Annotated in this window: 21 protein-coding genes; 8 read left to right on the top strand and 13 right to left on the bottom strand. The window is 58.1% G+C overall.

Annotation, left to right across the window (positions count from 1 at the left end):
- The 4 genes from AB5Y85_RS02785 to AB5Y85_RS02770 form a co-directional block, all read right to left on the bottom strand.
- The coding region (locus AB5Y85_RS02785; RefSeq protein ID WP_368221160.1) for a carbon starvation protein A at positions 1–1401 on the bottom strand (1401 nt) is incomplete at its 3' end.
- Between the two features lie 140 nt (positions 1402–1541).
- Positions 1542–2246: a two-component system response regulator BtsR gene (gene btsR / locus AB5Y85_RS02780; protein WP_005350523.1), complete on the bottom strand. Its 705-nt coding sequence runs from the start codon at positions 2244–2246 to the stop codon at positions 1542–1544.
- Complete coding sequence (locus AB5Y85_RS02775; RefSeq protein WP_257687342.1) at positions 2243–3913, bottom strand: sensor histidine kinase; 1671 nt, start codon at positions 3911–3913, stop codon at positions 2243–2245. The genes btsR and AB5Y85_RS02775 overlap by 4 nt, the downstream gene beginning before the upstream one ends.
- A gap of 353 nt (positions 3914–4266) precedes the next feature.
- Positions 4267–5502 carry an HD-GYP domain-containing protein gene (locus tag AB5Y85_RS02770; RefSeq protein WP_103250499.1) on the bottom strand — a complete coding sequence of 412 codons (1236 nt, stop codon included), beginning with the start codon at positions 5500–5502 and terminating at the stop codon, positions 4267–4269.
- A gap of 230 nt (positions 5503–5732) precedes the next feature.
- Here AB5Y85_RS02770 and AB5Y85_RS02765 point away from each other — a divergent pair, with 230 nt between their 5' ends.
- Positions 5733–7349: a phosphoethanolamine transferase gene (locus AB5Y85_RS02765; protein WP_257687343.1), complete on the top strand. Its 1617-nt coding sequence runs from the start codon at positions 5733–5735 to the stop codon at positions 7347–7349.
- A 72-nt stretch (positions 7350–7421) separates the two neighbouring features.
- On the opposite strand, the gene AB5Y85_RS02760 is transcribed toward AB5Y85_RS02765, so the two are convergent.
- Genes AB5Y85_RS02760 through nagB form a run of 3 tightly spaced genes read right to left on the bottom strand, consistent with a single transcriptional unit; the run spans position 7422 to position 10596 of the window.
- The gene (locus AB5Y85_RS02760; protein WP_005334312.1) at positions 7422–8636 is read right to left on the bottom strand and encodes an ROK family protein; all 1215 of its coding nucleotides are present in this window, start codon (positions 8634–8636) and stop codon (positions 7422–7424) included.
- Between the two features lie 4 nt (positions 8637–8640).
- Positions 8641–9786, bottom strand: coding sequence for an N-acetylglucosamine-6-phosphate deacetylase (nagA, locus tag AB5Y85_RS02755; protein WP_257687344.1), 1146 nt, complete (start codon positions 9784–9786; stop codon positions 8641–8643).
- Positions 9787–9795: 9 nt separating this feature from the next.
- Positions 9796–10596 carry a glucosamine-6-phosphate deaminase gene (nagB, locus tag AB5Y85_RS02750; RefSeq protein ID WP_005334308.1) on the bottom strand — a complete coding sequence of 267 codons (801 nt, stop codon included), beginning with the start codon at positions 10594–10596 and terminating at the stop codon, positions 9796–9798.
- Between the two features lie 273 nt (positions 10597–10869).
- Between nagB and nagE the strand changes: the two genes are divergently transcribed.
- The 3 genes from nagE (at position 10870) to glnS (ending at position 17150) form a co-directional block, all read left to right on the top strand.
- Complete coding sequence (nagE, locus tag AB5Y85_RS02745; RefSeq protein ID WP_021231106.1) at positions 10870–12348, top strand: N-acetylglucosamine-specific PTS transporter subunit IIBC; 1479 nt, start codon at positions 10870–10872, stop codon at positions 12346–12348.
- A 121-nt stretch (positions 12349–12469) separates the two neighbouring features.
- Positions 12470–15133, top strand: coding sequence for a beta-N-acetylhexosaminidase (locus tag AB5Y85_RS02740; protein WP_201903730.1), 2664 nt, complete (start codon positions 12470–12472; stop codon positions 15131–15133).
- Positions 15134–15488: 355 nt separating this feature from the next.
- Positions 15489–17150 (top strand): glutamine--tRNA ligase, encoded by a 1662-nt coding sequence (gene glnS, locus AB5Y85_RS02735; RefSeq protein WP_005334302.1) that lies wholly within the window; start codon positions 15489–15491, stop codon positions 17148–17150.
- A 115-nt stretch (positions 17151–17265) separates the two neighbouring features.
- Here the strand turns inward: glnS and fur are convergent, their stop codons facing one another.
- Positions 17266–17694, bottom strand: coding sequence for a ferric iron uptake transcriptional regulator (gene fur, locus AB5Y85_RS02730; RefSeq protein ID WP_257687345.1), 429 nt, complete (start codon positions 17692–17694; stop codon positions 17266–17268).
- Positions 17695–17935: 241 nt separating this feature from the next.
- Between fur and AB5Y85_RS02725 the strand changes: the two genes are divergently transcribed.
- Positions 17936–18409 (top strand): DUF4442 domain-containing protein, encoded by a 474-nt coding sequence (locus tag AB5Y85_RS02725; protein WP_058056010.1) that lies wholly within the window; start codon positions 17936–17938, stop codon positions 18407–18409.
- Positions 18410–18499: 90 nt separating this feature from the next.
- On the opposite strand, the gene fldA is transcribed toward AB5Y85_RS02725, so the two are convergent.
- The 4 genes from fldA to AB5Y85_RS02705 are packed head-to-tail and all read right to left on the bottom strand — an operon-like array spanning position 18500 to position 20422.
- Positions 18500–19024, bottom strand: coding sequence for a flavodoxin FldA (gene fldA, locus AB5Y85_RS02720; protein WP_005334298.1), 525 nt, complete (start codon positions 19022–19024; stop codon positions 18500–18502).
- Positions 19025–19063: 39 nt separating this feature from the next.
- Positions 19064–19360 (bottom strand): LexA regulated protein, encoded by a 297-nt coding sequence (ybfE, locus tag AB5Y85_RS02715; RefSeq protein WP_005334297.1) that lies wholly within the window; start codon positions 19358–19360, stop codon positions 19064–19066.
- Between the two features lie 20 nt (positions 19361–19380).
- Positions 19381–19602, bottom strand: coding sequence for a DUF2788 domain-containing protein (locus AB5Y85_RS02710; protein WP_005334296.1), 222 nt, complete (start codon positions 19600–19602; stop codon positions 19381–19383).
- Between the two features lie 55 nt (positions 19603–19657).
- A complete protein-coding gene (locus AB5Y85_RS02705; protein ID WP_236282698.1) occupies positions 19658–20422 on the bottom strand; it encodes an alpha/beta fold hydrolase in 765 nt (254 codons plus the stop codon).
- A gap of 292 nt (positions 20423–20714) precedes the next feature.
- Here AB5Y85_RS02705 and seqA point away from each other — a divergent pair, with 292 nt between their 5' ends.
- The gene (gene seqA, locus AB5Y85_RS02700) at positions 20715–21224 is read left to right on the top strand and encodes a replication initiation negative regulator SeqA (RefSeq protein WP_005350541.1); all 510 of its coding nucleotides are present in this window, start codon (positions 20715–20717) and stop codon (positions 21222–21224) included.
- Between the two features lie 58 nt (positions 21225–21282).
- A complete protein-coding gene (pgm, locus tag AB5Y85_RS02695; protein ID WP_257687346.1) occupies positions 21283–22947 on the top strand; it encodes a phosphoglucomutase (alpha-D-glucose-1,6-bisphosphate-dependent) in 1665 nt (554 codons plus the stop codon).
- Between the two features lie 86 nt (positions 22948–23033).
- On the opposite strand, the gene AB5Y85_RS02690 is transcribed toward pgm, so the two are convergent.
- On the bottom strand, positions 23034–23915 hold the full coding sequence (locus tag AB5Y85_RS02690) for a DMT family transporter (protein ID WP_257687347.1): 882 nt from the start codon (positions 23913–23915) through the stop codon (positions 23034–23036).
- 95 nt (positions 23916–24010) lie between these two features.
- Here AB5Y85_RS02690 and AB5Y85_RS02685 point away from each other — a divergent pair, with 95 nt between their 5' ends.
- A complete protein-coding gene (locus AB5Y85_RS02685; protein ID WP_005334289.1) occupies positions 24011–24493 on the top strand; it encodes a MarR family winged helix-turn-helix transcriptional regulator in 483 nt (160 codons plus the stop codon).
- Positions 24494–24595: the final 102 nt, after the last annotated feature.

Here is a 24595-nt window from a genome sequence, read left to right as displayed (position 1 = left end):
GACCAGCGGCTGGCGGAACTTCATCAGGAAGGCCACGGTAATGGCCGCCGTTGCAGTCAGGCCGATGATGGTGGAGGTCCCCATCTCCAGCCCGAACCCGATGGGGGCGTTGGCCAGATAGGTGATCACCACAGCAGTCATGAACATGGCGGGAATGGTGCAGATCCAGTGCAGCTTGCCCTCTTTGATGAGGTAGGCGGCAGCGGCCCACAGCATGATGACGGCGGTGGTCTGGTTGGCCCAGCCGAAGTAGCGCCAGATCACCCCGAACTCAGCCTTGGAGATGATGAAGCCAAGGATAAACATGGGGATGGCGATCAGCAGACGCTTGGCCAGCGGCTTCTGGGTCATCTTCAGGAAGTCCGCCACGATCAGGCGAGCACTGCGAAACGCGGTGTCACCGGAGGTGATGGGCAGGATCACCACGCCGAGGATGGCCAGAATGCCGCCGACTGTGCCGAGCAGGCTGGTGGAGACTTCGTGTACCACGGCTGCCGGGCCGCCGTTGGCCATGGTGGCGTTGAGCGCTTCGGTGCTGTCGTAGAAGGAGAGACCCAGGGTGCACCAGATAAGGGCGATGATCCCTTCACCGATCATTGCGCCGTAGAAGATGAAGCGGCCGGATTTTTCGTTCTGCATGCAGCGCGCCATCAGCGGTGACTGGGTGGCGTGGAAGCCTGATACCGCGCCACAGGCGATGGTGATGAACAGCAGCGGCCAGAGCGGCAGTTCGGTCGGGTGCAGGTTGGAGAAGTCCATCCCGGTGTTGTAGAAGCCTTTGCCGGAGGCGATCAGGCCAACGATGAGGCCGACCGACATGAAGACCAGCAGGGCGCCGAAGATGGGGTAGAAGCGGCCGATGATCTTGTCGATGGGGACTATGGTCGCGAGGATGTAGTAAGCAAAGATTGCCACAATCCAGTAGACCAGATCGGTGGAGGTGAGGTTGGCCAAGAGGCCCGCCGGGCTCAGCACGAATACCACGCCGACCAGCATCAGCAGCACCACGGCAAACAGGTTCATGAAGTGCTTGGCGGCGGTGCCCAGATGCTCACCGACCACGGTTGGCACCGAGGCACCCTTGGCGCGCACCGACAGCATGCCGGAGAAGTAGTCATGTACCGCACCGGCGAAGATGCAGCCAAAGACGATCCAGAGCATGGCGACCGGGCCGTAGAGGGCACCCAGGATGGGGCCGAAGATGGGGCCAACACCTGCGATGTTGAGCAGTTGAACCAGATAGACTTTCTTGTCCGACATCGGGACATAGTCCACCCCGTCAGCCATGGTGATGGCGGGGGTTTTCAGCTCGGGTTTCGGGCTGAATATCCGTTCGATGAATTTGCCGTATATGAAGTAGCCGGCCACAAGTAAGCCGACACAGAGGAAGAACCAGATCATTGCTACGCTCCTGCATTGTTATTTTTTAGTGTGCAGAGCGAGTCTAAAACGGTTGCGCCTGACTGGCAGGTGAAACTCCCCGAGCGGCGCTTTGGCGCGCCGAGCGGTCGGCGGCTGTGATCAGGCGCACACTCCGCGGCTCAGTCCAGCCCCAGCTGATCTTTGAGCTCCTTGAGATAGCGACGACTGACCGGCACCCGGGCGCCGCTCGGGGTGACAATCTCTGCCAGCTGGTTATCCAGCAGCCGGATCTCGAAGATTGCGTTGGGGGAGACCAGATACTGGCGGTGGCAGCGCAGTAGCGGGCTCTTTTCTTCCAGGGATTTGAGGGTGAGCTGGGTGTGGAACAGCTCGCCCTGACAGGCCACATGGACCCCGCCAAGATCGGAGAAGGCATATTCCACTTGCGCGATGGGCAGCAGCCTGACCCGATTGTGCAGATAGCCCGGAATATGTTCGATAGTCGGGGCCAGCCGCTCGATGGGCTGCGGGGAGATATCCTGCTTGAGGCGAGCGAGGGTCTTGGCGAGCCGGGCGGGCTCCACCGGTTTGAGCAGGTAGTCGAAGGCGTTCTCTTCAAAGGCCTGAATGGCATATTCGTCAAAGGCGGTGACAAAGACGATCCGGGGCAGGGGGTCGAGCATGGCGACCAGCTCCATGCCGCTCAGCTTGGGCATCTGAATATCGAGGAACACCACATCAGGCTTGAGGCGCTGAATAAGCGGCAGCGCCTCGATGGCGTTGGCCGCTTCCCCCACGATCTCGATGGCAGGATCGCAGGCCAGCTGTTGCCTCAACTCTTCGCGGGCATAGTGTTCGTCATCGACTATCAGGGTGCGGATCATGGTTGCTCCTTGGGGATGGTGAACGAGACCCGGGTCCACTGCTCAGGCTTGCACGCAATAGTCACGCCATAGCGCTCGCCAAAGGCGCTTTTCAGTCGCCGATCGACAATGGTCATGCCCAGACCGTCGCCAGCGGGATGTGCTTGCCAGGTGCCTGCATTATCTTCCACATGGATGGTGACGCTGGTGGGATGCTCTTCGGTCCAGAGGCGAATGCGCCCCTGCTCCAGCAGGGTCGAGATGCCGTGCTTGATGGCATTCTCGATCAACGGTTGCAGGGTGAAGCTGGGCAGTCGCAGTGTGGCCAGATGGGGCGGGATCTCGTTTATCACCGTCAGCCGATCGCCAAAGCGGGCCAGCTCGATCTCCAGATAGGATTGGCAGTGCTCCTGCTCCTCCTGCAGGGTCGCAAGGCCGCTCTGGCGTTTGAGGTTCTTGCGAAAGAACAGCGATAGATGCAGCAGCAGATCCCGCGCCTTGTCCGGATCGCGCCGGGTGATGGCACTGATGGTGTTGAGGGTGTTGAACAGAAAGTGGGGGTTGATCTGGGCCTGGATCAGCTTGAGTTCGGACTGCACCAGCAGCCGCTGATGCTGCTCCAGCCGACCGGCCAGCAACTGCTGTGACAGCAGGTTGGCAATCCCTTCCCCCAGGGTGTGGTTGATCTTGAGAAACAGCCGCTTCTTCGGCTCGTAGAGCTTGATGGTGCCGATCACTCCCTTGTCCCCCTGCAGCGGGATCACCAGCACCGAACCCAGCTGGCATGCAGAGGAGAGGCTGCAGCGATAGGGCTGGCTGTTGCCATCGGCAAACAGCACCTTGTTTTGGGCGATAGCCTGCATAGTGATGGCTGACGCGATAGGGGTGCCCGGCAGATGATGATCTTCGCCGGTGCCGATAAAGGCGAGGATCTGCTCGGTGTCCGTGATGGCGACCGCCCCCACGCCGGTCTCCTCCTGAATGATGCGGGCAATCTTGTTGCTCGCCTCCGGGGTAAAGCCCTGACTCATGATCCCCACTGTGCGGTTGGCGATATTGAGCGCCTTGGCGGAGAAGACCCGGGAGAACTTCTCATACATCCGCTGCTGGTCGCGGATCATGCTGATAAAGAGCGCCGCGCCGCAGGAGTTGGCCAGAATCATCGGGGTGGCGATGGTGCGTACCAGCAGCAGGGATTTGTCGAACGGGGTCGCCACCAGCAGGATGATGACCATCTGCATGATCTCGGCGTAGAGGGTGGTAAAGAAGGCGATACGCGGTTCAAACAGGGCATCCGTTCGTCCCGAGCGCATCAGTCGCCAGTGCACTATGCCCCCGAGCAACCCCTCGCAAGTGGTGGAGATGGCGCAGGCGAGATCGGTAAATCCCCCTAGCGTATAGCGGTGCAGGCCGCCGGTCAGCCCCACCAGAAAGCCCACCAGCGGTCCCCCCAATAATCCCCCCAAGACGGCGCCGACCGCCCGGGTGTTGGCGATGGCATCGTCGATATCGAGGCCTACATAGGTGCCGAGGATACAAAAGCTGGAAAAGATGATGTATATCAGTATCTTGTGAGGTAGTCTCACGGAATAGTTGGCAAGCGGGCGCAGCAGCGGGCTTTTCGAGAAGAGATAGGCTATCACCAGGCTGACGCTCATCTGTTGCAGCAAGGAGAGGACCAACTGCATAAAAAACACTCCTCATAAGCCAGCTGAAAAAATGTTCAGCCCGTGAATAAGTGTGATCAGGATCTTGTTCTGTTGGCCCAACTGGGCGCAACGGGCCGCCAGTTTGCCAGAACAAGTGGATAAAACCATATCAAATCAGCATGTTAAATTGATATTTGTGTAAGCGGCAGCGGGTTGATATTGATGGATGGAGCATGAATGTATCCGCTGGATACGCCACACGGAGGTGGCATGCTCCGCCCGGCCCCTTGGCTGGGCGTTTTTTATACATGGTCAGTTGGCAACCTTCTGATGGGGGTTTGAGCAATTATTCCGGTTTGTCCAATGAGTTATCCCCAGCTTCTGGGGATAACTCAGAATGCAAAGTAGTAGCAGAAGCGGCGGGTCAGGTTGAAGAACTGCCGTTGTCCCTCATCCAGCTCTTCCTGTTTGATAAAAGCAGTGATGGTGCGTTCATCTTCCCGCAGATCGATCATGGCGACGGCTTCTGGCCGCTGGGCCTTGATATAGGGCAGGATCTTCGGCTTGAGGGGCATGGTGGGTTCGGTAGAGAGCACCAGCGCGATGCTCTCGTCGGAGAGTTTCACCAGTGATCCCGGCGGATAGACCCCCAGTACTTTGACCAGCAACTTGACCAGATTCTGGTCGAACTTCTTCTGGGATAACTTGTAGAGCTGGCTGATGGCCTGACTCGGCGCGGCCGGGTTGCCGCTGTTGCGGGGATGGAGCAGCTCATCGTAGAAGTCGACCAGCCCGATCAACCGCGCCAGCGGCGGGATCTCCCCGCCCTTGATCCCGAGCGGATAACCGCTGCCGTCTAGCCGCTCGTGGTGCAGATGGGCGACCTGACGGATTTTCGGTTCAAAGGCGTTGAGCTGGGTCAGCATGTCAAATCCGTACTGGGGATGCATATTGAGGAAGTTCTGCTCGGCCTTGTTGAGATCCCCGCGTTTTTGGGTGATCTGGCTCGGGATCTTCAGTTCACCGATATCGTGGATAAGTCCCGCAAGTCCCGTCTCTTCCAGTTCTATAGGATTCATCCCCAATTCGCGTGCCATCAGCATGGCAATGAAAGCCACATTGAGGCTGTGTTGCAGCAGGATATCGGTGTGGGGGCTGCGAATAAGGTGGAGCCCGAGAGGCCCTTCATGCTGACTGAGGGTGAAGGCGGCATTGCGGACGATCTGGGCGGTATTGGCCAGCCCCTCATCCGGTTTGAGGTTGAGCGCCCCGAGTGCATCGCGCAGCTCGCTCATGGATTGGCCAAAGGCTTTGTCGGCGGCGCGCATGGAGCGGCGAAAGGCCTTTTCGTCAAATGGGGGCGGGCCCGAGGCAATCAGCTCTTCCAGTTCATCAAGATCAGGCCCGGCATCCGGGATATCGCCGCGCAGCAGCGGCTCGATGGGCAGATCGCTCTTGTCGGGGTCGACCATCAGCAGGGTGAGATCAAGATGACGGAGAATGTCGAGTTGCTGCTGGTCCTTGATCTTGAAGGTATTGAACATAAACGGGTGGTTGGTCCATCCCGTGGGGAGATGGATATAGTGGCCTACTCTCAATTGCTCTATCGAGGCTTGGATCAGTGCCATCGGTTAACCTGCATTTCGCGAATGCCTACTCAACAAGCTAGCAAAATCCGATGGATAGACAACTAAAAATCCATTTCGGGGCTGCGGAGCACCCCGTGCTGTGATGGGGCGCACGAGCGCCGTGCTGCTCCTCTTAATTCGCGCTTAAGTTTTACTTCCTACGCTGGCCCCGTCGTTTTTGTTGGCTTGGCCGGCCCGCTGCACTGCAGGCCGGTATGTAGGAGTTGTTTATGCGTGTAACCCTCGGTGTACTGCAGACCAATCTGTTGCTGGTGCTCTTTTTCGCCCTGGTACTGAACTGGCCAATCTTTTTGCATTTCTATACGGTGCTCAGCGCCCTGACCCATGTCAAAGCCGGATTTGCCATCTCGATCCCGCTGGTGCTGATCGCGGCGCTCAATGCCGTGTTTATTCCCTTCACGTTCCGGTTTGTGCTCAAGCCCTTTTTTACCGTGCTTATTCTGACTGGCTCCATCGTCAGCTACGCCATGCTCAAATACGGCGTCATCTTTGATGCAGGCATGATCCAGAACATAGTGGAGACCAACAGTGGTGAGGCGGGGGCCTATTTGAATGGCTCGGTTGCGCTCTGGTTTCTGCTGACCGGGCTGCTGCCTGTTCTGGTGCTCTGGTCACTGCGGATCCGCTATCCGGCTCGCTGGTATCAGGGGTTGGCGTGGCGGGCAGGTGCACTGGCTATCTCTCTACTGTTTATCGGGGGCGTCGCGTCACTTTACTATCAGGATTACGCCTCGGTCGGGCGCAACAACAAGTCGCTGGCCAAAGAGATTGTGCCCGCCAACTATGTGCACGGCCTCTACAAATATGGGCGGGATGTGCTGTTTGCCACGCCGATCCCCTACCAGCAGTTGGGGACCGATGCCAGGGTGGTGGCACGGGGAAGCAAGCCAACTTTGATGTTCCTGGTGGTGGGGGAGACGGCGCGCAGCCAGAACTACTCCCTTAACGGGTATGGCAAGGCAACCAACAGCTTCACGGCCAAAGAGCAGGGGGTGGTGTCGTTCAAAGATGTGCGCTCCTGCGGTACTGCCACTGCAGTTTCGGTGCCCTGCATGTTCTCCAACCTCACGCGCCGTGGTTACGATGACCAGCTCGCCAGCTCCCGTGACGGTCTGCTCGATGTGCTGCAACATGCCGGAGTCTCGGTATTGTGGAAAGAGAATGATGGCGGCTGCAAAGGGGTGTGCCGCAATGTGCCGACCATCGAGATCCTCCCCAAATCCTATCCTGCGCTCTGTCAGGGGGAGTCTTGCTATGACGAGGTGCTGCTGGAGGGGCTGGATCAGCAGATTGCCAGCATGAAGGGCAACAAGCTGGTGGCTTTTCACCTGATGGGCAGCCATGGCCCGACCTATTTTCGTCGTTACCCTGCCAGTGAGCGCGTCTTTATGCCGGACTGCCCGCGTAGCGACATTGAAAACTGCAGCAACGAAGAGCTGGTCAACACCTATGACAACACCATCCGCTACACCGACAAGGTGGTGGGTCTGCTGATAGACAAGCTCAAGTCGCTGGAGAGCCAGTACGATGTGGGACTGGTCTATCTCTCCGATCACGGCGAATCCCTCGGGGCCATGGGGCTCTATCTGCACGGCACGCCCTACAAATTTGCGCCGGATGATCAGACCCGGGTGCCGCTGCTGACCTGGTTCTCGCCCCAGTTACAGGCCGATCGCCAGCTTGATATGGGTTGCCTGGCGGCGGAGGCGAGCAGTCAGCGCTTCTCCCATGACAACCTCTTTCACTCCATGCTGGGGATCATGGATGTGCAGACCCGTGTTTACGACAACAAGCTGGATCTGTTCAAGCCATGTCGGGCGGGCTAAACCGCCAGCAAAGCACACAATAGAAAACGGCAGCCACTGGCTGCCGTTTTGTTATCTCGCAAGATCAGAGCCTTACTTCTGCTCCATGATGATCTGCAGCAGATCTCCCTCCAGCAGGGCGCGCTTGACCAGCGCAAAGCCGCCATAGGTCGGCTGGTTCTGGAAGCGGGCTTTCACGATGGGCAGGCCACGGTGGAAGCTCGGCAGGGATTGATGCTCGACACAGCGACGAATTGCCGGGAAGAGGATCTCTTCGGCGGCGGTGATTTCACCGGCGATCAGCACCTTCTGCGGGTTGAACAGGTTGACCGTAATAGCCACCGCTCGTCCCAGATGCTCACCCACGTTCTCGATCACGCTGCGGGCCAGCTCATCACCTGCCAGTGCCGCCTTGCACACCTCCTGAATGGTGATGTGTTTCTCTTGCAGTGCGCTCTGGTGACCGCGGCTGATGAGCTCCTTCACCTTGTCGATGATCGCTTCGTTGGAGGCGATGGTTTCGAGGCAGCCGAAGTTGCCACAGTGGCAGCGCTTGCCGAGCGGCTCGACCTGAATATGGCCGATCTCGCCGACGTTGCGGTTCTGACCGAGGAACACCTGACCCTTGGTGATGATCCCCGAGCCCGTCCCCTGATGGACGCTCACTAGAATGGAGTCCATGCAGTCGCGGGACTCGCCGAAGAAGTGTTCGGCCAGCGCCAGCGAGCGGGTGTCGTTGCCCACATAGCAGGGGAGGTTGAAGTGGTTCTCAAGCAGCTTCGCCAGCCCCAGATTACGGATCTGGTACTTGGGGGTGTAGATGACCATACCGGATTCCGGGTTGACCAGGCCCGGCATGGTCAGCGCGATGCTGATGAGGTTGCGACAACGTTCGCGGTTGGCATCGATAAAGGCGCCAATCTCTCGCAGCAGCATGTCGACCACGGGTTGCTGGTCGATCTCGGTCACCTGAATGACGTGCTGGTCGAGCTCCTTGCCATCGAGGTCATAGAGACTCAGTTGCAGGTAGCCGCGGCCCAGCTTGGCAGAGACAAACTGAAAGCGATGTTTGATGGTGGTCAGGGAGATGGCACGCCGCCCGCCGGTTGAGGCTTGCGGAGAGGTCTCCTTGATCAGGCCATGCTCGATCAGTTGCCGGGTTATTTTGGTCACGCTGGCCGGGGCCAGCTGACTCAACTCGGCAATCTTGACCCGGGAGATGGGGCCTTGCAGGTCGATGAGCCGATACACGGCTGCACTGTTGACCTGCTTGATAAGATCTACGTTTGCTATTTGTCCGCCAGTCATGATGTCACTGTTGTGTGTAGTGTCCGTTAACCACGGTCCCACGGACCGTGAAGTCCTGATCGAAGACAGTGAGGTTGGCTACTTTACCGACCTGGATACTACCGAGACGTGAGTCCCATCCAATGGCGCGAGCGGGGTAGAGGCTGGCCATTCTCAGTGCTTCATCGAGCGGTAATCCGACCTGCTTGACCAGATTTTCCACCCCCTCAATCATGGTGAGGGAGGAACCGCCGAGTGTACCATTCTCGTCGACACACTGACCATCGCGTAAAAAGACGGTGGTGCCACAAAAATCAAATTTCTCAAAGCCTTCCGGCGCTCCGGCTGCTGCGGTGGCATCGGTGACCAGCACCAGTCGCTCCCCCAGCGCCTTGTGAGCCAGACGCACGTTGGCCCAGTGCACATGGTGGCCATCGACGATGATGCCCGCATAGACATCTTTGCGATCGTAGATGGCGCCCACCACGCCCGGCTCGCGACCGTTGAGGGTCGGAGTCATTGCGTTGTAGAGGTGGGTCGCAAAGCGAATGCCGTTATCAAACCCGGCCATCGCCTGATCGTAACTGGCGGCAGTGTGACCGGCCGAGACCAGAATGCCCGCTTCCACCAGACGGCGGATATGGGCCGGCTCGTTGCGCTCTGGAGCCAGGGTGATTTTGGTGATGGCATCCGCGTTGGCGCAGAAGAAGTCGATCATTTCGTCCGCTGGCTGGCGAATTTGCGCGGCAGGGTGGATCCCCTTGCGCTTGAGGTTGGTGTAAGGCCCTTCCAGATGGACGCCCAGCACCTCGTTGGGGTTGGCAGCCATGTAGTTACGGGTCACCGCAACGGCCTGCTTCATATCCGCATCCGGACTGGTGATCAGGGTCGGCAGGAAGCTGGTGGTACCGGATTTGAGGTTGGCCGCCTGCATGGTCGCCAGGGTTTCGGTGGTGATGTCGGTGTTGAACATCACACCGCCACAGCCGTTGAGCTGCACGTCGATAAAACCGGCGGTCAGGTTGGCGCCTTTGAGGTCAATCTGCTCGATGCCTGCAGGCAGTTCGGCCAGGTGAGAGATGGCGACAATTTTGTCGCCCTCGATAAGCACCCCGTAGCCGGTCAGCACGCAGCTGCCGGTGTAGAGGGTGCAGTTGGTCAATGCGTACATGACGACTCCTTACAGACGGCCGATGTTGGCGGCTTCCAGCTGCTGGAAGTAGCGAACGGTCTTGACCTTGAGCTCCATGGTGGAGGGCTCGTCGCACACCATCATTCCCTTCGGATGCAGTTGCAGGGTGGAGATGGTCCACATGTGGTTGACGCTGCCTTCTACGGCGGCCTGCAGGGCCAGTGCCTTGCCGTGACCGGTGACCAGGATCATGATCTCTTCCGCATCCATCAGGGTGCCGACACCCACGGTCAGGGCCAGTTTGGGCACCTGCTCCATGTCGCCACCGAAGAAGCGGGAGTTGGCGATACGGGTGTCTTCGGTCAGGGTCTTGACCCGGGTGCGGGAGGAGAGGGAAGAGGCCGGTTCGTTGAACGCGATGTGGCCGTCGTTACCCACGCCACCCATGAACAGGTGGATCTTGCCGTAGGACTTGATTTTGTCTTCGTAGCGCTTGCACTCGGCCACCAGATCCTCGGCATTGCCGTTGAGGATGTTGATGTTCTCGGGACGAATGTCGATGTGGCTGAAGAAGTTGTTGTGCATGAAGCTGTGGTAGCTCTCCGGGTGATCTTCCGGCAGGCCGACGTACTCGTCCATGTTGAAGGTGACCACGTTCTGGAAGCTCACTTCACCGGCTTTGTGCAACTCGATCAGGCGCTTGTAGGTATTGAGCGGGGTGCCACCGGTGGGCAGGCCCAGTACGAAAGGGCGATCGCTGGTCGGCTTGAACGCGTTGATGCGGTCAACGATGTAACGAGCAGACCACAGGCCTACTTGGCTGGCAGATTTCAACGGGATCAGGCGCATATGGGATACCTCTGTGTCGGGTTGCGACCGGTTTGGCGGTGGCAATTGGCTAAGACGGATTCAAGTTGTTTTATAGCGTAAATAAAGATTGCGAACTAAGCCACATCTATCCACCACCTTTATCTTGTTTGGGTGATAACGATCACGATTATCGGTTTATTAATTTGCGCAGCGAAATAAAAGCCCTAGACTGCCAATCAAGCCTTGATGGCTTATGCGTCAAACGTGATAAGCACTTAATTTCTAGAAAAACATTAACTAAGGAGAGGAACCGTGAACATTCTCGGTTATTTGCAAAAGATCGGCCGTGCCCTGATGGTGCCGGTAGCGGTATTGCCTGCCGCCGCGATCCTGATGGGGGTTGGCTACTGGATTGACCCGAATGGTTGGGGTGGTGACAGTGCGCTGGCTGCCTTCCTGATTAAAGCGGGCGCAGCCATTATCGATAACATGTCCGTACTGTTCGCAGTCGGTGTCGCTTACGGTATGTCCAAGGATAAAGACGGTTCTGCTGCCCTGGCAGGTCTGGTCGGCTTCCTGGTCGTTACCACCCTGCTGAGCCCGGGCGCTGTGGCCCAGATCAAGAGCATCCCGGTGGAGCAGGTTCCTGCCGCGTTTGCCAAGATCAGCAACCAGTTCGTGGGTATCCTGTGTGGTGTTATCGCCGCTGAGCTGTACAACCGCTTCAGCAGCGTCGAGCTGCACAAGGCACTCTCCTTCTTCTCCGGTCGTCGTCTGGTACCGATCGTAACCTCCGTGGTGATGATCGTCGTATCTTTCATCCTGATGGCCGTATGGCCGGCAATCTACGGTGGTCTGGTCTCCTTCGGTGAGTCCATCGTGAGCCTTGGCTCTACCGGTGCCGGTATCTACGCCTTCTTCAACCGTCTGCTGATCCCGATCGGTCTGCACCACGCCCTGAACTCCGTGTTCTGGTTCAACGTGGCCGGTATCAACGACATCCCGAACTTCCTGGGTGGTCAGGCTACCATCGATGCCGCTCTGGCCGCTGGCAAGAGCCTGGAGCAGGTGAAAGGCGTGGTCGGTATGTACCAGGCTGGCTTCTTCCCCATCATGATGTTCGGTTTGCCGGGTGCCGCTCTGGCCATCTACCACTCCGCCAAGAAAGAGAACAAAGAGAAAGTTGCCTCCATCATGATCGCAGCTGCCTTTGCCTCCTTCTTCACCGGTGTAACCGAGCCGCTCGAGTTCTCCTTCATGTTCGTGGCGCCGGTACTGTATGTCATCCACGCCGTACTGACCGGTATCTCCGTGTTCATCGCTGCCTCCATGCAGTGGATGGCCGGTTTCGGTTTCAGTGCCGGTCTGGTGGATATGGTGCTCTCCAGCCGTAACCCGCTGGCGACCAACTGGTACATGCTGATCCCTCAGGGTCTGGTCTTCTTCGGCCTCTACTACACCGTGTTCCGCGTAGTGATTGCCAAGCTGAACCTGAAAACCCCGGGTCGTGAAGATGACGAAGATACTGCTCCGGCTGCCGCTCAATCTACCAACCGTACCGAGCTGGCCAAGCAATACCTGGAAGTGCTGGGTGGTCAAGAGAACCTGGTCTCCATCGATGCCTGCATCACCCGTCTGCGTCTGACTCTGAAAGACCGCAGCATCGTCGATGAGCGCAAGCTGAAAGCCCTGGGTGCGGCCGGTGTGGTCAAACTCGGTGAGCAGAACCTGCAGGTGATTCTGGGCCCATTGGCCGAAATCATCGCCGGTGAGATGAAAGCCCTGCGTTAATCGAGCGACTCGCTCACCTCAAGTCTAAGTCCATTGTTGACATAACTAAGGGCCCCGCTCAGGGGCCCCATATAAAAAAGCCAAGAAAATCCAACCTTTACTTCAAATGAGAGCAGCAGTTATGAACTTGAAACATTCTCTGTTAGCCATTGCCATGTCTACCGTTTTTGTCAGCCAGGTCCAGGCAGCCGATGCCGCCAAGCAGGCCGTGGTCGACTCCCTCGCCAACAACCTGGTGGTCAAGTATGAAGTGGTCACCAACGACGGTGCCGGTGCCGGCCTCGATTGCCAGGCGCTGGGTTCCGAGTGGGCGAGCTGTGGCGTTGCCAAGCTGCACCTGACCAATACCGGTGCGGACGTCACCTCCAAAGACTGGAGCATCTACGTCTCCTCCATCCGTCGTATCCAGCGTGTGGATAACGACCAGTTCACCATCACTCACCTGACCGGCGATCTCTATCGTTTGACGCCAACCGAGAAGTTCCAGGGCTTTGCCAAGGATGCCACGGTCGAAGTGCCGCTGGTGGTGGAATACTGGGTACTGTTCGAATCTGACATCATGCCGAACTGGTATGTCGCCAGCGAAGGTGCCGAGCCGAAAGTACTGGCCAGCATGAGCAACATCAATGATGCCAGCACCTACGAGAAGCCGATGCCGGCTGATGGCTGGAAGCGCACCAAGGATGACAAGAACATCCTGATGAATAGCGAGACCCGTTTCGCGGCCAACCAGACCAGCACCCTGCTGCCGGCTGGCAAGATTGACAACCAGATCCTGCCGACCCCGATGAAGCAGGTAGTCAAAGCTGGTCCGCAAATCGACTTCTCTACCATCAAGCTCAATGCCCTGGACTTGCCGAGCGATCGCGCCGATGCCCTGAAGGCTCAACTGACCAAGCTGGGTGTTACCCTCTCCGACACCGGCTACCCGGTGACCATCAAGCTCGGCAGCAAGCTCAAGCAGGCTGAAGGTTATGACATGACCATCGGTCAGAAGGGCACCGTAATCCAGGGTCGCGACATCGACGGGGCATTCTGGGGGGCACAATCCCTGATCTCCCTGCTGGGTGTTGATGACAAGCTGGTGAGCCCGATGACCGTCGAGGATGCGCCGCGCTTTGAATACCGTGGCATGCAGACCGACGTGGCCCGCCACTTCCGCAGTCTGGATACCATGAAGAAGCTGGTTGACCAGATGTCTGCCATGAAGCTCAACGTGCTGCACCTTGGCCTGACCAACGATGAAGGCTGGCGTCTGGAGATCCCGGGTCTGCCGGAGCTGACCCAGGTCGGTAGCCAGCGTTGCCACGACGAGTCCGAAACCAAGTGCCTGATGCCGCAACTGGGTTCCGGCCCGACCAGCGACAACCAGGGTTCCGGTTTCTACAGCAAGTCTGACTACGTGGATCTGGTGCGTTATGCCAAGGCCCGCGGTGTGACCGTGATCCCCGAGATCAACATGCCGGCTCACGCCCGTGCTGCCGTGGTCTCCATGGAAGCGCGCTACAAGCGTCTGATGGCGGAAGGCAAAGAAGCGGAAGCCAACCAGTTCCGTCTGACTGATCCGGCTGACACCTCCAACGTCACCTCGGTCCAGTTCTACGACAAGATGTCCTTCATCAACCCTTGCCAGCCGGGTGCTGCCACCTTCGTGGCCAAGGTAATGGATGAAGTTGCCCAGATGCACCAGGCCGCCGGTCAGCCGCTGACCGCATGGCACTACGGTGGTGATGAGGCGAAGAACATCATGCAGGGCGGTGGCTATCAGGATCCGGCCGTCACCAAGAAAGAAGAGCTGGTCGCCTGGAAAGGTAACGTCGACTCCAGCAAGCAGGACAAACCGTTTGGCAAGTCCCCGATGTGCCAGAAGATGATCGATGAAGGCAAGATCAAGGAAGTGGGCGAGCTGCCGGTTTACTTCGCCAAGGAAGTGGGCCAGATGGTCAAAGACCGCGGCTTCTCTACCCTGCAGGCGTGGGAAGATGGTCTGAAGTACGCCAGCGGTGCCAAGGACTTCGCAACCGACAACACCCGTGTCAACTTCTGGGAAACCCTCTACTGGGGTGGCTTCAACGAAGCGATGAAGTGGGCGCACAAGGGTTACCAAGTGGTGCTGTCCAACCCGGATTACCTCTACTTCGACTTCCCGAACGAAGTACACCCGGCCGAGCGTGGTTACTACTGGGCAACCCGTTTCAACGACACCCGCAAGGTGTTTGCCTTCGCCCCGGAAAACCTGCCGCAGAACGCCGAGACCTCGGTTGACCGCGACGGCAATGCCTTCGTGGCCAAGGGTGACCAGGATCCGGTCAAGTTCAAGGGGATCTCCGGTCAGCAGTGGAGTGAAACTGTGCGTACCGATGCTCAGTATGAGTACATGGTCTACCCGCGTATCTTCTCCGTGGCCGAGCGTGCCTGGCACAAAGGTGGCTTCGAGCTGAACTATGTGAAGGGTCGCGAGTTCTCCGGCGAGACCAAGTTCGTCAACAAGGCCACCCTCAACAAAGAGTGGAACCAGTTTGCCAACGTACTGGGTCAGCGCGTGCTGCCGAAACTGGATCAGGCCGGTGTTGAATACCGTCTCTCCGTACCGGGTGCCAAGGTAGTGAACGGTGTGCTGGAAGCGAACGTGGATCTGCCGGGTCTGCCCATCCAGTACAGCCTGGACGGTACCAACTGGAGTGCCTATGACGCCGCGGCCAAGCCGAGCGTGAATGGCAAGGTTTACCTGCGTACCACCAGCTTCGATGGCAAGCGCACCAGCCGCGTCACCGAACTGAACTGATAGCAGTCAACCGTTAACATGAGGTGGGTCGCAAGACCCGCCTTTCCCAAGGGCGATGGCGCATCGGGTTTGGGAAAGGTTGACTGTGCGTGTGAGCCTTTGTTGTGTGTAATTGTCTGTTTTGTGTTTTTCATCACTTTCAGCCCCGCCTCGTGCGGGGCTTTTTTATGCATTTAGTGTGCAATGTGCCAAGCCACGCCGTTTTTAGCGGTGCAATGGCCGGGAAATGGCCCGGAAGTGCCAAATTCAGGTTGAGACAGCGCCCGTAATAAGGGATCATACCCGGCTTGACGGCGGGGGGATGAGGGTGCCAGCCGGCACAACTTCCGCCAGTGACGCTTTTTTGAGGTGAGCCATGAGTCAGGCGAACAGCCCAACTAACTTTATTCGTCAGATCATTGATGAAGATCTGGCCAGCGGTAAGCACAGCAGCGTGCATACCCGTTTTCCGCCCGAGCCGAACGGTTATCTCCATATCGGCCACGCCAAATCCATCTGCCTGAACTTCGGCATCGCCCGCGACTATCAGGGCCAGTGCAACCTGCGTTTCGATGACACCAACCCGGTGAAGGAAGATATCGAGTACGTAGAGTCCATCAAGCAGGACGTACAGTGGCTCGGCTTCCAGTGGAACGGCGAGATCTGCTACTCCTCCGACTATTTCGACAAGCTGCACGGCTACGCCATCGAGCTGATTGAAAAGGGTTTGGCCTATGTGGACGAGCTGACGCCCGAGCAGATGCGCGAGTACCGTGGCACCCTGACTGAAGCCGGCAAGAACAGCCCGTTCCGCGATCGCAGCGTGGAAGAGAACCTGGCGCTGTTTGCCAAGATGAAGAACGGCGAGTTCGCCGAAGGCACCGCCTGCCTGCGCGCCAAGATCGACATGGCATCCCCCTTCATGGTGATGCGCGATCCGGTTATCTACCGTATCAAGTTTGCCCACCACCACCAGACCGGTGACAAGTGGTGCATCTACCCGATGTATGACTTCACCCACTGCATCTCGGACGCGCTGGAAGGGATCACCCACTCCATCTGCACCCTGGAGTTCCAGGATAACCGTCGTCTGTACGACTGGGTGCTGGACAACATCACCATCGACTGCCACCCCCGTCAGTACGAGTTCTCTCGTCTGAACCTCGAATACACCGTCATGTCCAAGCGCAAGCTGAACCTGCTGGTGACCGAAAAGCACGTCGATGGTTGGGATGACCCGCGCATGCTGACCGTCTCCGGTCTGCGTCGTCGTGGTTACACCCCGGCCTCCATCCGCGAGTTCTGCAAGCGCATCGGCGTCACCAAGCAGGACAATATCGTCGAGATGAGCATGCTGGAAGCCTGCATCCGCGAAGACCTCAACGAGCATGCACCGCGCGCCATGGCCGTGCTGCACCCGGTGAAAGTGGTCATCGAGAACCTGGCTGCCGACGAAGTGCTGACTGCCCCGGCCCACCCGAGCAATGCCGAGATGGGTACCCGCGAGCTGAATTTCACCCGTGAAATCTTCATCGACGAAGCGGACTTCAAAGAAGAGGCGAACAAGCAGTTCAAGCGTCTGGTGCTGGGCAAGGAAGTGCGTCTGCGCAATGCCTATGTGATCAAGGCCGAGCGCATCGAGAAAGATGCGGATGGCAAGGTCACCTGCATCTACTGCTCCTACGACCCCGAGACTCTGGGCAAGGATCCGGCCGATGGCCGCAAGGTGAAAGGGGTGATCCACTGGGTCAGCGCCACTCACTCCCTGCCAGCGGAAGTGCGTCTTTACGACCGTCTGTTCAAGGTGCCGAACCCGGGCGCCGAGGATGACTTCGAAGCCGCGCTGAATCCGGAATCCCTGGTGATCATCGAGGGTGCCCGTGTCGAGGCTTCCCTGAAGAACGCCAAGCCGGAGCAGGCTTACCAGTTCGAGCGTGAAGGTTATTTCTGCGCCGACAACAAGCTCTCCAGCCCGGAGCATCTGGTGTTTAACCGCACCGTTGCCCTGCGCGACTCCTGGGGCAAAGTCGAAGGCTAACTCAGTAGGGCAGGGGAGACCCTGCCCTGTGCGATGCCACGGCCTTCGCCGGACAATAAAAAAGCCAGCATCAGCTGGCTTTTTTATTGTCCGTTATCTGCAAGTCGCGGGCGACTTATTCGTCGTGCTTGCACTCACCGGTAGCACAGTGACCGTAGAGGTAGAGGCTGTGATTGGTGAGATGGATATTGAATTTCTTGGCGATCTCGCGCTGACGCTGTTCGATCACTTCGTCGGAGAACTCGATCACCTTGCCGCAGTCGAGGCAAACCAGGTGGTCGTGGTGCTCCTGAGTGGCCAGCTCGAATACTGACTTGCCACCTTCGAAGTGGTGACGGGTAACGATACCGGCATCATCAAACTGGTTGAGAACGCGATAGACGGTAGCGAGACCAATCTCTTCACCCAGGTCGATCAGTCGTTTATAGAGATCTTCGGCGCTGGTGTGCTGGCAGTCCGGCTGTTGCAGGATTTCCAGGATTTTGACCCGGGGCAAGGTGATCTTGAGCCCGGCCTTTTTTAACGCTTGGTTGTTGTCTGCCATATTCTACTTATTCGCATTCTCGAAGGTGGGGTTATTCTGATGGACTGCCGCAGGAATGGCAACCTTGAACTCGCTTGGCCTGTCATTATAGGTCGTAGCCTCCCTAAAAATAAACCCAGCAATTCAAGGGGTTTAGCCATAAATGGCCGGTTGGATTGAAATAATCAATCGTGTCGTCCGACTTGCTGGCATGGCAGATGTTGATAAGATGTAACTTTCATATTCTGGTCGGATGAGATCCATGGATTGGCTTTTTGACAATGCGGCCTGGGTGCGCCGCGCACTCAACGCCTGGCCCCCTTTCTGGGGCGCCGGTATCAAGATTGAGACCCTGAGCGATGACTTTCGCTACTGCCGGGTGACCCTCAAATCCCGCTGGTGGAACAAGAACGCCAACCGCACCCAGTTTGGCGGCAGCATGTTTGCCATGACGGACCCCATCTATCCGCTGATGCTGATGGGCTACTTCAAGAATCGCTACTACGTCTGGGACAAGGCGGGCAGCATCAACTACATCAAGCCGGGCAAGGGCAAGCTGGTGGCCGAGTTCAACCTGACCGAGGGCAAGCTGGCCGAAATCGTGGCGGCGACTGAAGGTGGCAACAAACACTTCCCAGAATTCGAGGTCTCGGTGCAGGACAAGAGCGGCGAGCTGGTGGCGCAGGTCAAGCGCACCCTCTATGTGCGGGCCAAACCGGAGCACAGAGGTGAATAACAGGGGAGAATAAAGGCAGGCATCTCAACAAGCAGATACAACAAGGGCCCCGTCGGGGCCCTTGTTGTCAGAGAGAAGAGGGGAAACGGATTACTCCAGCTCGCCCAGACACATCTCTTCGTGCAGCTGCTTGCACCAGCCCTTGACGCGCTCGGCAGTCAGCTCCGGTTGGCGATCTTCATCGATACCCAGACCGACAAAGTGCTTGTCATCGACCAGCGCCTTGGAGGCTTCGAACTCGTAGCCAGCAGTCGGCCAGTGACCGATGATGATGGCGCCTTTGGCTTCGACGATGTCACGCAGGGTGCCCATGGCGTCGAGGAAGTACTCGGAATAGTCTTCCTGATCACCGCAACCGAAGATGGCGACCAGCTTGTTGGTGAAGTCGATTTCGCCCAGATCGGGGAAGAAGTCGTCCCAGTCGGCCTGGGCTTCGCCGTAGTACCAAGTCGGGATGCCGAACATCAGCAGATCAAAGCTCTCGATGTCGGCCTTGCTGCTCTTGGCGATGTCACGGACTTCAATCAGGTTTTTGCCCAGCTCTTTCTGGATCATCTTGGCGACAGCTTCGGTGTTACCGGTATCGCTGCCAAAAAACAGACCTACACTTGCCATAGTGTTTAGTTACCCGTATTTGGTGTTAATGCTCAACGCTCAGACTGCAATGTCCACCGCAAAGGCGGACTCAATCTGTTGTTTCAGGATAGATTGGATCAGCTCGGCTCGGCTGATGTTCTGTTGTAACGCAAGTTGGTTCAGGCGCTCCAGCAACTCGGCCTCTACCTTTAACTCTACCCGCTTCAGCCCATTTTCCCGATCGCGCTTAAGCTGGTTACGCTTGTTGATCTTGAGCTGGGTCTCGCGGGGGAGTGGATTGGTCTTTGGCCTGCCGGGGCGCTTCTCATTTGCGAACAGATCCAGTGTTGTTCGATCAGTTTGCTGTTTGGCCATACATCACAGATGAAAATAAGTTAGCCGAGTCCTGAGCCTTCCCAGCCCAGTTCGATCAGCCCCTTGGCGACAAAACCCGCACAACCCAGAAACAGTACCAACCAGACGATAAAACGACCGAAACGGGGCACGTTGCCGCGCTTGAGCACGTCCTGAATGGCCAGGCCAATCAATATGAAAATGGCCACAAAGAATAACTTGAGGCCCAAACTTTCGATCAGGTCGATATGTTCACTTAGCATGGATTGCGCACACTCCTTATGACCGGCGCACTATATCACAAAGGATTTGAAACTGTTAACCGCCTGTCGACAGGAAATCCACAACCAATTTGTTGAACAGAGCCGGTTTTTCCGCATGCAGCCAGTGGCCGGTACCCGCGATGACACGCACCTTTGCCGCCGGGAATTGGGCCAGTGCCGTCTCGCTGTATTGGGGCTGCATATAGTCAGAATCCCCCCCTTTGATAAAGAGCACTGGCCCCTCGAAGCGGTGCTCATCCTCTGGCCAGCCCATGATGTTGGCGTAGTTTTGCTCAAGGGCGGGCACATTGAAGCGCCAACCCCAGCCATGCTCGCCTCTGGCGAACGATTTGAGCAGGAACTGGCGTACCCCGGCGATCTCGATATGCTGCGCCAGCATGGCTTCCGCTTCACTGCGGCTTTGCGGCGGCGTGCGCAGTGTGGCGTTGAGTCCGGCAAAGACATTCTGGTGGCGGGAGTGGGGATAGGCGACCGGCGCCATGTCGGCCACCACCAGCTTGGTCACCCGCTCTGGCGCCAGCTTGGTGACCTGCATCCCTACCTTGCCCCCCATCGAGTGGCCTACTATCGCCGCCTGATCAAGCTCAAGGTGATCCATCAGCGCGAGAATGTCGGCCGCTTGCGCCGGATAGCTCATCTCGCTGCTATGAAAGGAGGCGCCGTGGTTGCGCAGATCGACGCTGATGACCCGGTACTGTTCGCAGAGGGCACGGGCCAGCAGGCCGAGGTTGTCGAGGCTGCCAAACAGGCCGTGGATCAGAATGACCGCCGGGCCCTGACCCTGCTCCTTGAAGTTCAATATGCTGTTTTGTTGCAAAATGACACCTTGTCGGTCATGGGTGCGTATCGCTGTTTTATTTAACGCACTGGAAAGAAAAGGATTTCGTCCAATGGATTGGGATTTTATGTGGTTTTTTTTCTAAAAAATCCCGTCCGGATCGGCTATCAGTGCGGCTGATCACACACTTGGCCCGCTATTATGCCGTATTCTCGATGAGATTCATGTACATCTGCCAGCCCCTTGCTTGGGCTGTCGGGTTTGCCTATGTATAATCGCCGCATCCGAATTTCGACGAGTCCAGCGCATCCCTATGAAAACCATCGAGCTTGATGACGATCTCTACTTCTATATCGCCAGCCAGACCCGGCACATTGGTGAGAGTGCCTCCGATATCCTGCGCCGTCTGCTGGAACAGCCTGCTCACCAACGTGTGCCGGTTGCCGAGCCAGTTGCCGTCGCGCAGCCCAGTACGGTAGCCACCCAACAAGGGCTGCAAGCCTTGCTCGATTCTGGTGAGCTGCAAAAAGAAGAGAAGTCCATCAACCGCTTTATGCTGGTGCTGAGTACCCTCTACCGGGATAACCCGGAAGGCTTTACCCAGGCCACCGAAATCAAGGGGCGCAAGCGCGTCTATTTCTCGCAGGATCCCGAGGCTCTGCGTGCCAGCGGTAGCACCACCAAGCCCAAGCCGGTACCGGAGACCCCGTTCTGGGTGATCACCAACACCAACACCAGCCGCAAGCAGAATATGGTGGCCCAGCTGATGGCCAGCATGGGCTATGGCGAAGAGGTGATTGCGCAGGTGTGTGGCGCCATTTAACGACTCTTCAAGACTCAGGCCTTGCCCGGCAAGGCCGCCATTACGCAAGGAAAACGCCATGGCTCAGCATTCCCACGCCGGTCAGCCGGCCCGTTTAAGCGACCTGACCAACATCCCCCGTCTGGTCAGTGCCTACTACCTCAACAAGCCGGACATGAGCCGCCCCGAGCAGCGGGTGGCCTTTGGTACCTCCGGCCACCGTGGCAGCGCCCTGCACTGCGCCTTTACTGAATCCCACATTCTGGCGGTGACCCAGGCACTGGTGGAGTATCGCCAGCAGGCCGGTATTACTGGCCCGCTGTTTGTCGGTATGGATACCCACGCCCTGTCCGAATCCGCCTTTGCCAGTGCGGTCGAAGTGCTGGCGGCCAACGGTGTTGAAACCCGCATTCAGGCTGGCCTCGGCTTTACCCCGACCCCGGTCATCTCGCACGCCATCCTGCGCTACAACTCTGGCAAAGAAGGGGCCAGCAAGCCTGCAGCGCGCGCCGACGGCGTGGTGATCACTCCGTCCCACAACCCGCCGGAAGATGGTGGCTTCAAGTACAACCCGCCCCATGGTGGCCCCGCCGAAGGGGAGATCACCAAGTGGGTGGAGGACCGTGCCAACGCGATTCTGGAAGCGGGTCTGGCTGGCGTGAAACGGATGCCGTTCGCCGAGGCGCTCAAGAGCCCGTTCGTGGTCGAGCACGACTATGTCACCCCTTATGTGGATGATCTGAAGAATGTGCTGGACATGGACGCCATCAAGAACGCGGGCATCAAGATCGGTGTCGATCCGCTGGGCGGCTCCGGCGTTGCCTACTGGGACGTCATCGCCAAGACCTATGGCCTGAATATCGAGGTGGTGAACTACAAGGTCGACCCGACCTTCTCCTTCATGACCCTGGATAAAGACGGCAAGATCCGGATGGACTGCTCCAGCCCGTTCGCCATGGCGAGCCTGATTGCCCTCAAAGATAAGTTCGACATCGCCCTTGGCAACGACCCTGACTACGATCGTCACGGTATCGTCACCAAGTCCGGCCTGATGAACCCGAACCACTATCTGGCGGTGGCAATCCAGTATCTGTTTACCCATCGCACTGGCTGGTCTGCCGATGCGGCCGTCGGCAAGACGCTGGTCTCCTCGTCCATGATTGACCGGGTTGCCGGCGAGATTGGCCGCACCCTGAAAGAGGTGCCGGTCGGCTTCAAGTGGTTCGTGGATGGCCTCTACAGTGGCGAGTTCGGTTTTGGCGGCGAGGAGAGCGCGGGCGCCTCCTTCCTGCGCAAAGATGGCACCGTCTGGACCACCGACAAGGATGGCTTCATTCTGGCGCTGCTGGCGGCGGAAATTCTGGCGGTGACCGGCAAGGATCCGCAGGCTCACTACGACGCACTGGAAGCCAAGTTTGGCCGCTCCAGCTATCGCCGTATCGACGCCCCGGCCAACAGCGCCCAGAAAGCGGTGCTCTCCAAGCTGGATCCTGCACTGGTAGAAGCCTCCACCCTGGCGGGTGAGCCCATCATCGCCAAGCTGACCAAGGCGCCGGGCAACGATGCCGCCATCGGTGGTCTCAAGGTTGTCACCGAGAACGGCTGGTTCGCGGCGCGCCCCTCCGGCACCGAGTCCATCTACAAGATCTACATGGAGAGCTTCAAGGGCGACGCGCACCTAGATCTGATCCAGCAAGAGGCCCAGCAGATCGTCTCTGCGGCACTGGCCAAGGCAGGCGTATAACCCACCTTCAAGTCACTGACCGCTGACTAAAAAGAGGAGCCGCAATGGCTCCTCTTGTTCATGCGCGGGTTGAGGTGGTCTGGTGTTTACGCCTCGTTACAGATCCCTGTACTCGCTCGGTGGGCTTGCCAACGTTTGAAGAAGGGGCGTGCTGGCAGTTTCATCAGGAAAAGGGAGAGCAGGATCACCCCGATGCCGATCCACTGGCTGACATCCAGGGTTTCACCCACCATCAATACCCCAAGCGACACAGCCATCATGGGATTGGTGAGGGCCAGCATGCCCATCACCTCCGGGCCGTGGTGCTTTAATCCCCACAACCAGGCCCAGTAGCCCAGCCCGGTGTTGAGCAGGATCAACCAGAGCAATCCCGGCGCACTGGCGGGATCCGGTAACGGCATTGGGCCAGCCAGCCACCAGGCGAGCGGGATCAGCATCAAGCCCCCAAGCAGCAATTGCCAGGCGGTCAGCGCCAGCAGATCGTTTACCGGCCAGTGGCGCATCCAGCGGCTGGATTGGCCGATCAGCACTGTGGCCAGCATGGCGCATGCAACCCCGACAGGATCCAGATTGGCAGAGGGGTTGAGCAGCAGTAATACCCCAGCCAACCCCATCAATCCTAGCAGTAGCCATTTCAGGCTCGGTCGTGTGCCATCTTGCAACCAGGCCAGTAGCATCAGCACCAGCGGCAGGGTGGCACCAAGTGTACCTGCTACTGCCCCCGGCAGCCGGAAGGCTGCCACAAACAGCAAAGCGAAGAAGGCGGCAATGTTGCAAAACGCCAACAGGAACTGCTTGCCCCAGGGCAAAGGCGGCATGCGCGGATGCAACAGTAACAAGAGCAGCCCGGCAGGCAGTGCTCGCCATACGGCAACCCAGTAGGGTGAGTAGTCAGTCAGGTAGAGGCTGACGACAGCATAGGTGCTGCCCCACAGCAGTGGAGCCAGCAAGGCGATCAGCATTGGCATTATTTATCTCTTTATGAAGTATCTTTAAGTGAAGATAAGTTAGCGCCAAATTGATTTATCATCAAGTATCTCGATATAAAGATAAGTGGTTGGCGATGGAATCAGATCATGTAGACCTGCTGCTGGCTCAGTGGGCCCGGCAGCGACCGGATCTCGACTGTTCTCCTATGGGGGTGCTGGGTCGGGTAGCCCGGATGGCGGCAATTGCCGGTCGTGAGGTGAGTGAAGAGCTCAAGGAGTGCGGCCTGCTTGGCACGGACTTCGACATTTTGGCGACCCTGCGTCGGTCGGGTGAGCCACTGACGCCGACAGTGCTCTACCAATCGGCCATGTTGAGTTCGGGTGCCATGACGGCCCGGCTCGACAAGCTGGCCGAGCGGGGACTGATAGAGCGGCAAGCGGCGCCCAGCGATCGGCGCAGCCTGCTGGTCTGCCTCACCGAATCGGGCAAAGCGCTTATCGACCGAGCGGTTGAGCTGCACGTGGCCAACGAGCGTCGCCTGCTGGCGCCACTGACCGAGGCGGAGCAGGCTCAGTTAGCGGCACTGCTCAAACGCTGGTTGCTGGAAAACGAATAACAAAAACGGGCCAGCAGGCCCGTTTTTGTTGGCAAATCAGTGCTTGACTCAGTAACCGCCTTTGGCCTCTTTCACCGCCAGACCCAACTGCCATACCGCCAT

The sequence above is a fragment of the Aeromonas sp. R3-1 genome, assembly GCF_040908345.1.
GTDB lineage: Bacteria > Pseudomonadota > Gammaproteobacteria > Enterobacterales > Aeromonadaceae > Aeromonas > Aeromonas veronii.
Note: the sequence above shows the minus strand (reverse complement) of the source record. Positions and strands in the feature narration are given on the sequence as shown.

Excerpts from the sequence above, each read along its gene's own strand:
- seqA (WP_005350541.1), top strand. The coding sequence starts at position 20,715 with ATGAAAACCATCGAGCTTGATGACGATCTCTACTTCTATATCGCCAGC.
- AB5Y85_RS02725 (WP_058056010.1), top strand. The coding sequence starts at position 17,936 with ATGGATTGGCTTTTTGACAATGCGGCCTGGGTGCGCCGCGCACTCAAC.
- nagA (WP_257687344.1), bottom strand. The coding sequence starts at position 9,786 with ATGTACGCATTGACCAACTGCACCCTCTACACCGGCAGCTGCGTGCTG.
- pgm (WP_257687346.1), top strand. The coding sequence starts at position 21,283 with ATGGCTCAGCATTCCCACGCCGGTCAGCCGGCCCGTTTAAGCGACCTG.
- AB5Y85_RS02690 (WP_257687347.1), bottom strand. The coding sequence starts at position 23,915 with ATGCCAATGCTGATCGCCTTGCTGGCTCCACTGCTGTGGGGCAGCACC.
- fldA (WP_005334298.1), bottom strand. The coding sequence starts at position 19,024 with ATGGCAAGTGTAGGTCTGTTTTTTGGCAGCGATACCGGTAACACCGAA.
- nagB (WP_005334308.1), bottom strand. The coding sequence starts at position 10,596 with ATGCGCCTGATCCCGTTGAAATCTGCCAGCCAAGTAGGCCTGTGGTCT.
- AB5Y85_RS02685 (WP_005334289.1), top strand. The coding sequence starts at position 24,011 with ATGGAATCAGATCATGTAGACCTGCTGCTGGCTCAGTGGGCCCGGCAG.
- ybfE (WP_005334297.1), bottom strand. The coding sequence starts at position 19,360 with ATGGCCAAACAGCAAACTGATCGAACAACACTGGATCTGTTCGCAAAT.
- fur (WP_257687345.1), bottom strand. The coding sequence starts at position 17,694 with ATGGCAGACAACAACCAAGCGTTAAAAAAGGCCGGGCTCAAGATCACC.
- AB5Y85_RS02765 (WP_257687343.1), top strand. The coding sequence starts at position 5,733 with ATGCGTGTAACCCTCGGTGTACTGCAGACCAATCTGTTGCTGGTGCTC.
- AB5Y85_RS02770 (WP_103250499.1), bottom strand. The coding sequence starts at position 5,502 with ATGGCACTGATCCAAGCCTCGATAGAGCAATTGAGAGTAGGCCACTAT.
- AB5Y85_RS02760 (WP_005334312.1), bottom strand. The coding sequence starts at position 8,636 with ATGACTGGCGGACAAATAGCAAACGTAGATCTTATCAAGCAGGTCAAC.
- AB5Y85_RS02710 (WP_005334296.1), bottom strand. The coding sequence starts at position 19,602 with ATGCTAAGTGAACATATCGACCTGATCGAAAGTTTGGGCCTCAAGTTA.
- btsR (WP_005350523.1), bottom strand. The coding sequence starts at position 2,246 with ATGATCCGCACCCTGATAGTCGATGACGAACACTATGCCCGCGAAGAG.
- AB5Y85_RS02775 (WP_257687342.1), bottom strand. The coding sequence starts at position 3,913 with ATGCAGTTGGTCCTCTCCTTGCTGCAACAGATGAGCGTCAGCCTGGTG.
- glnS (WP_005334302.1), top strand. The coding sequence starts at position 15,489 with ATGAGTCAGGCGAACAGCCCAACTAACTTTATTCGTCAGATCATTGAT.
- AB5Y85_RS02740 (WP_201903730.1), top strand. The coding sequence starts at position 12,470 with ATGAACTTGAAACATTCTCTGTTAGCCATTGCCATGTCTACCGTTTTT.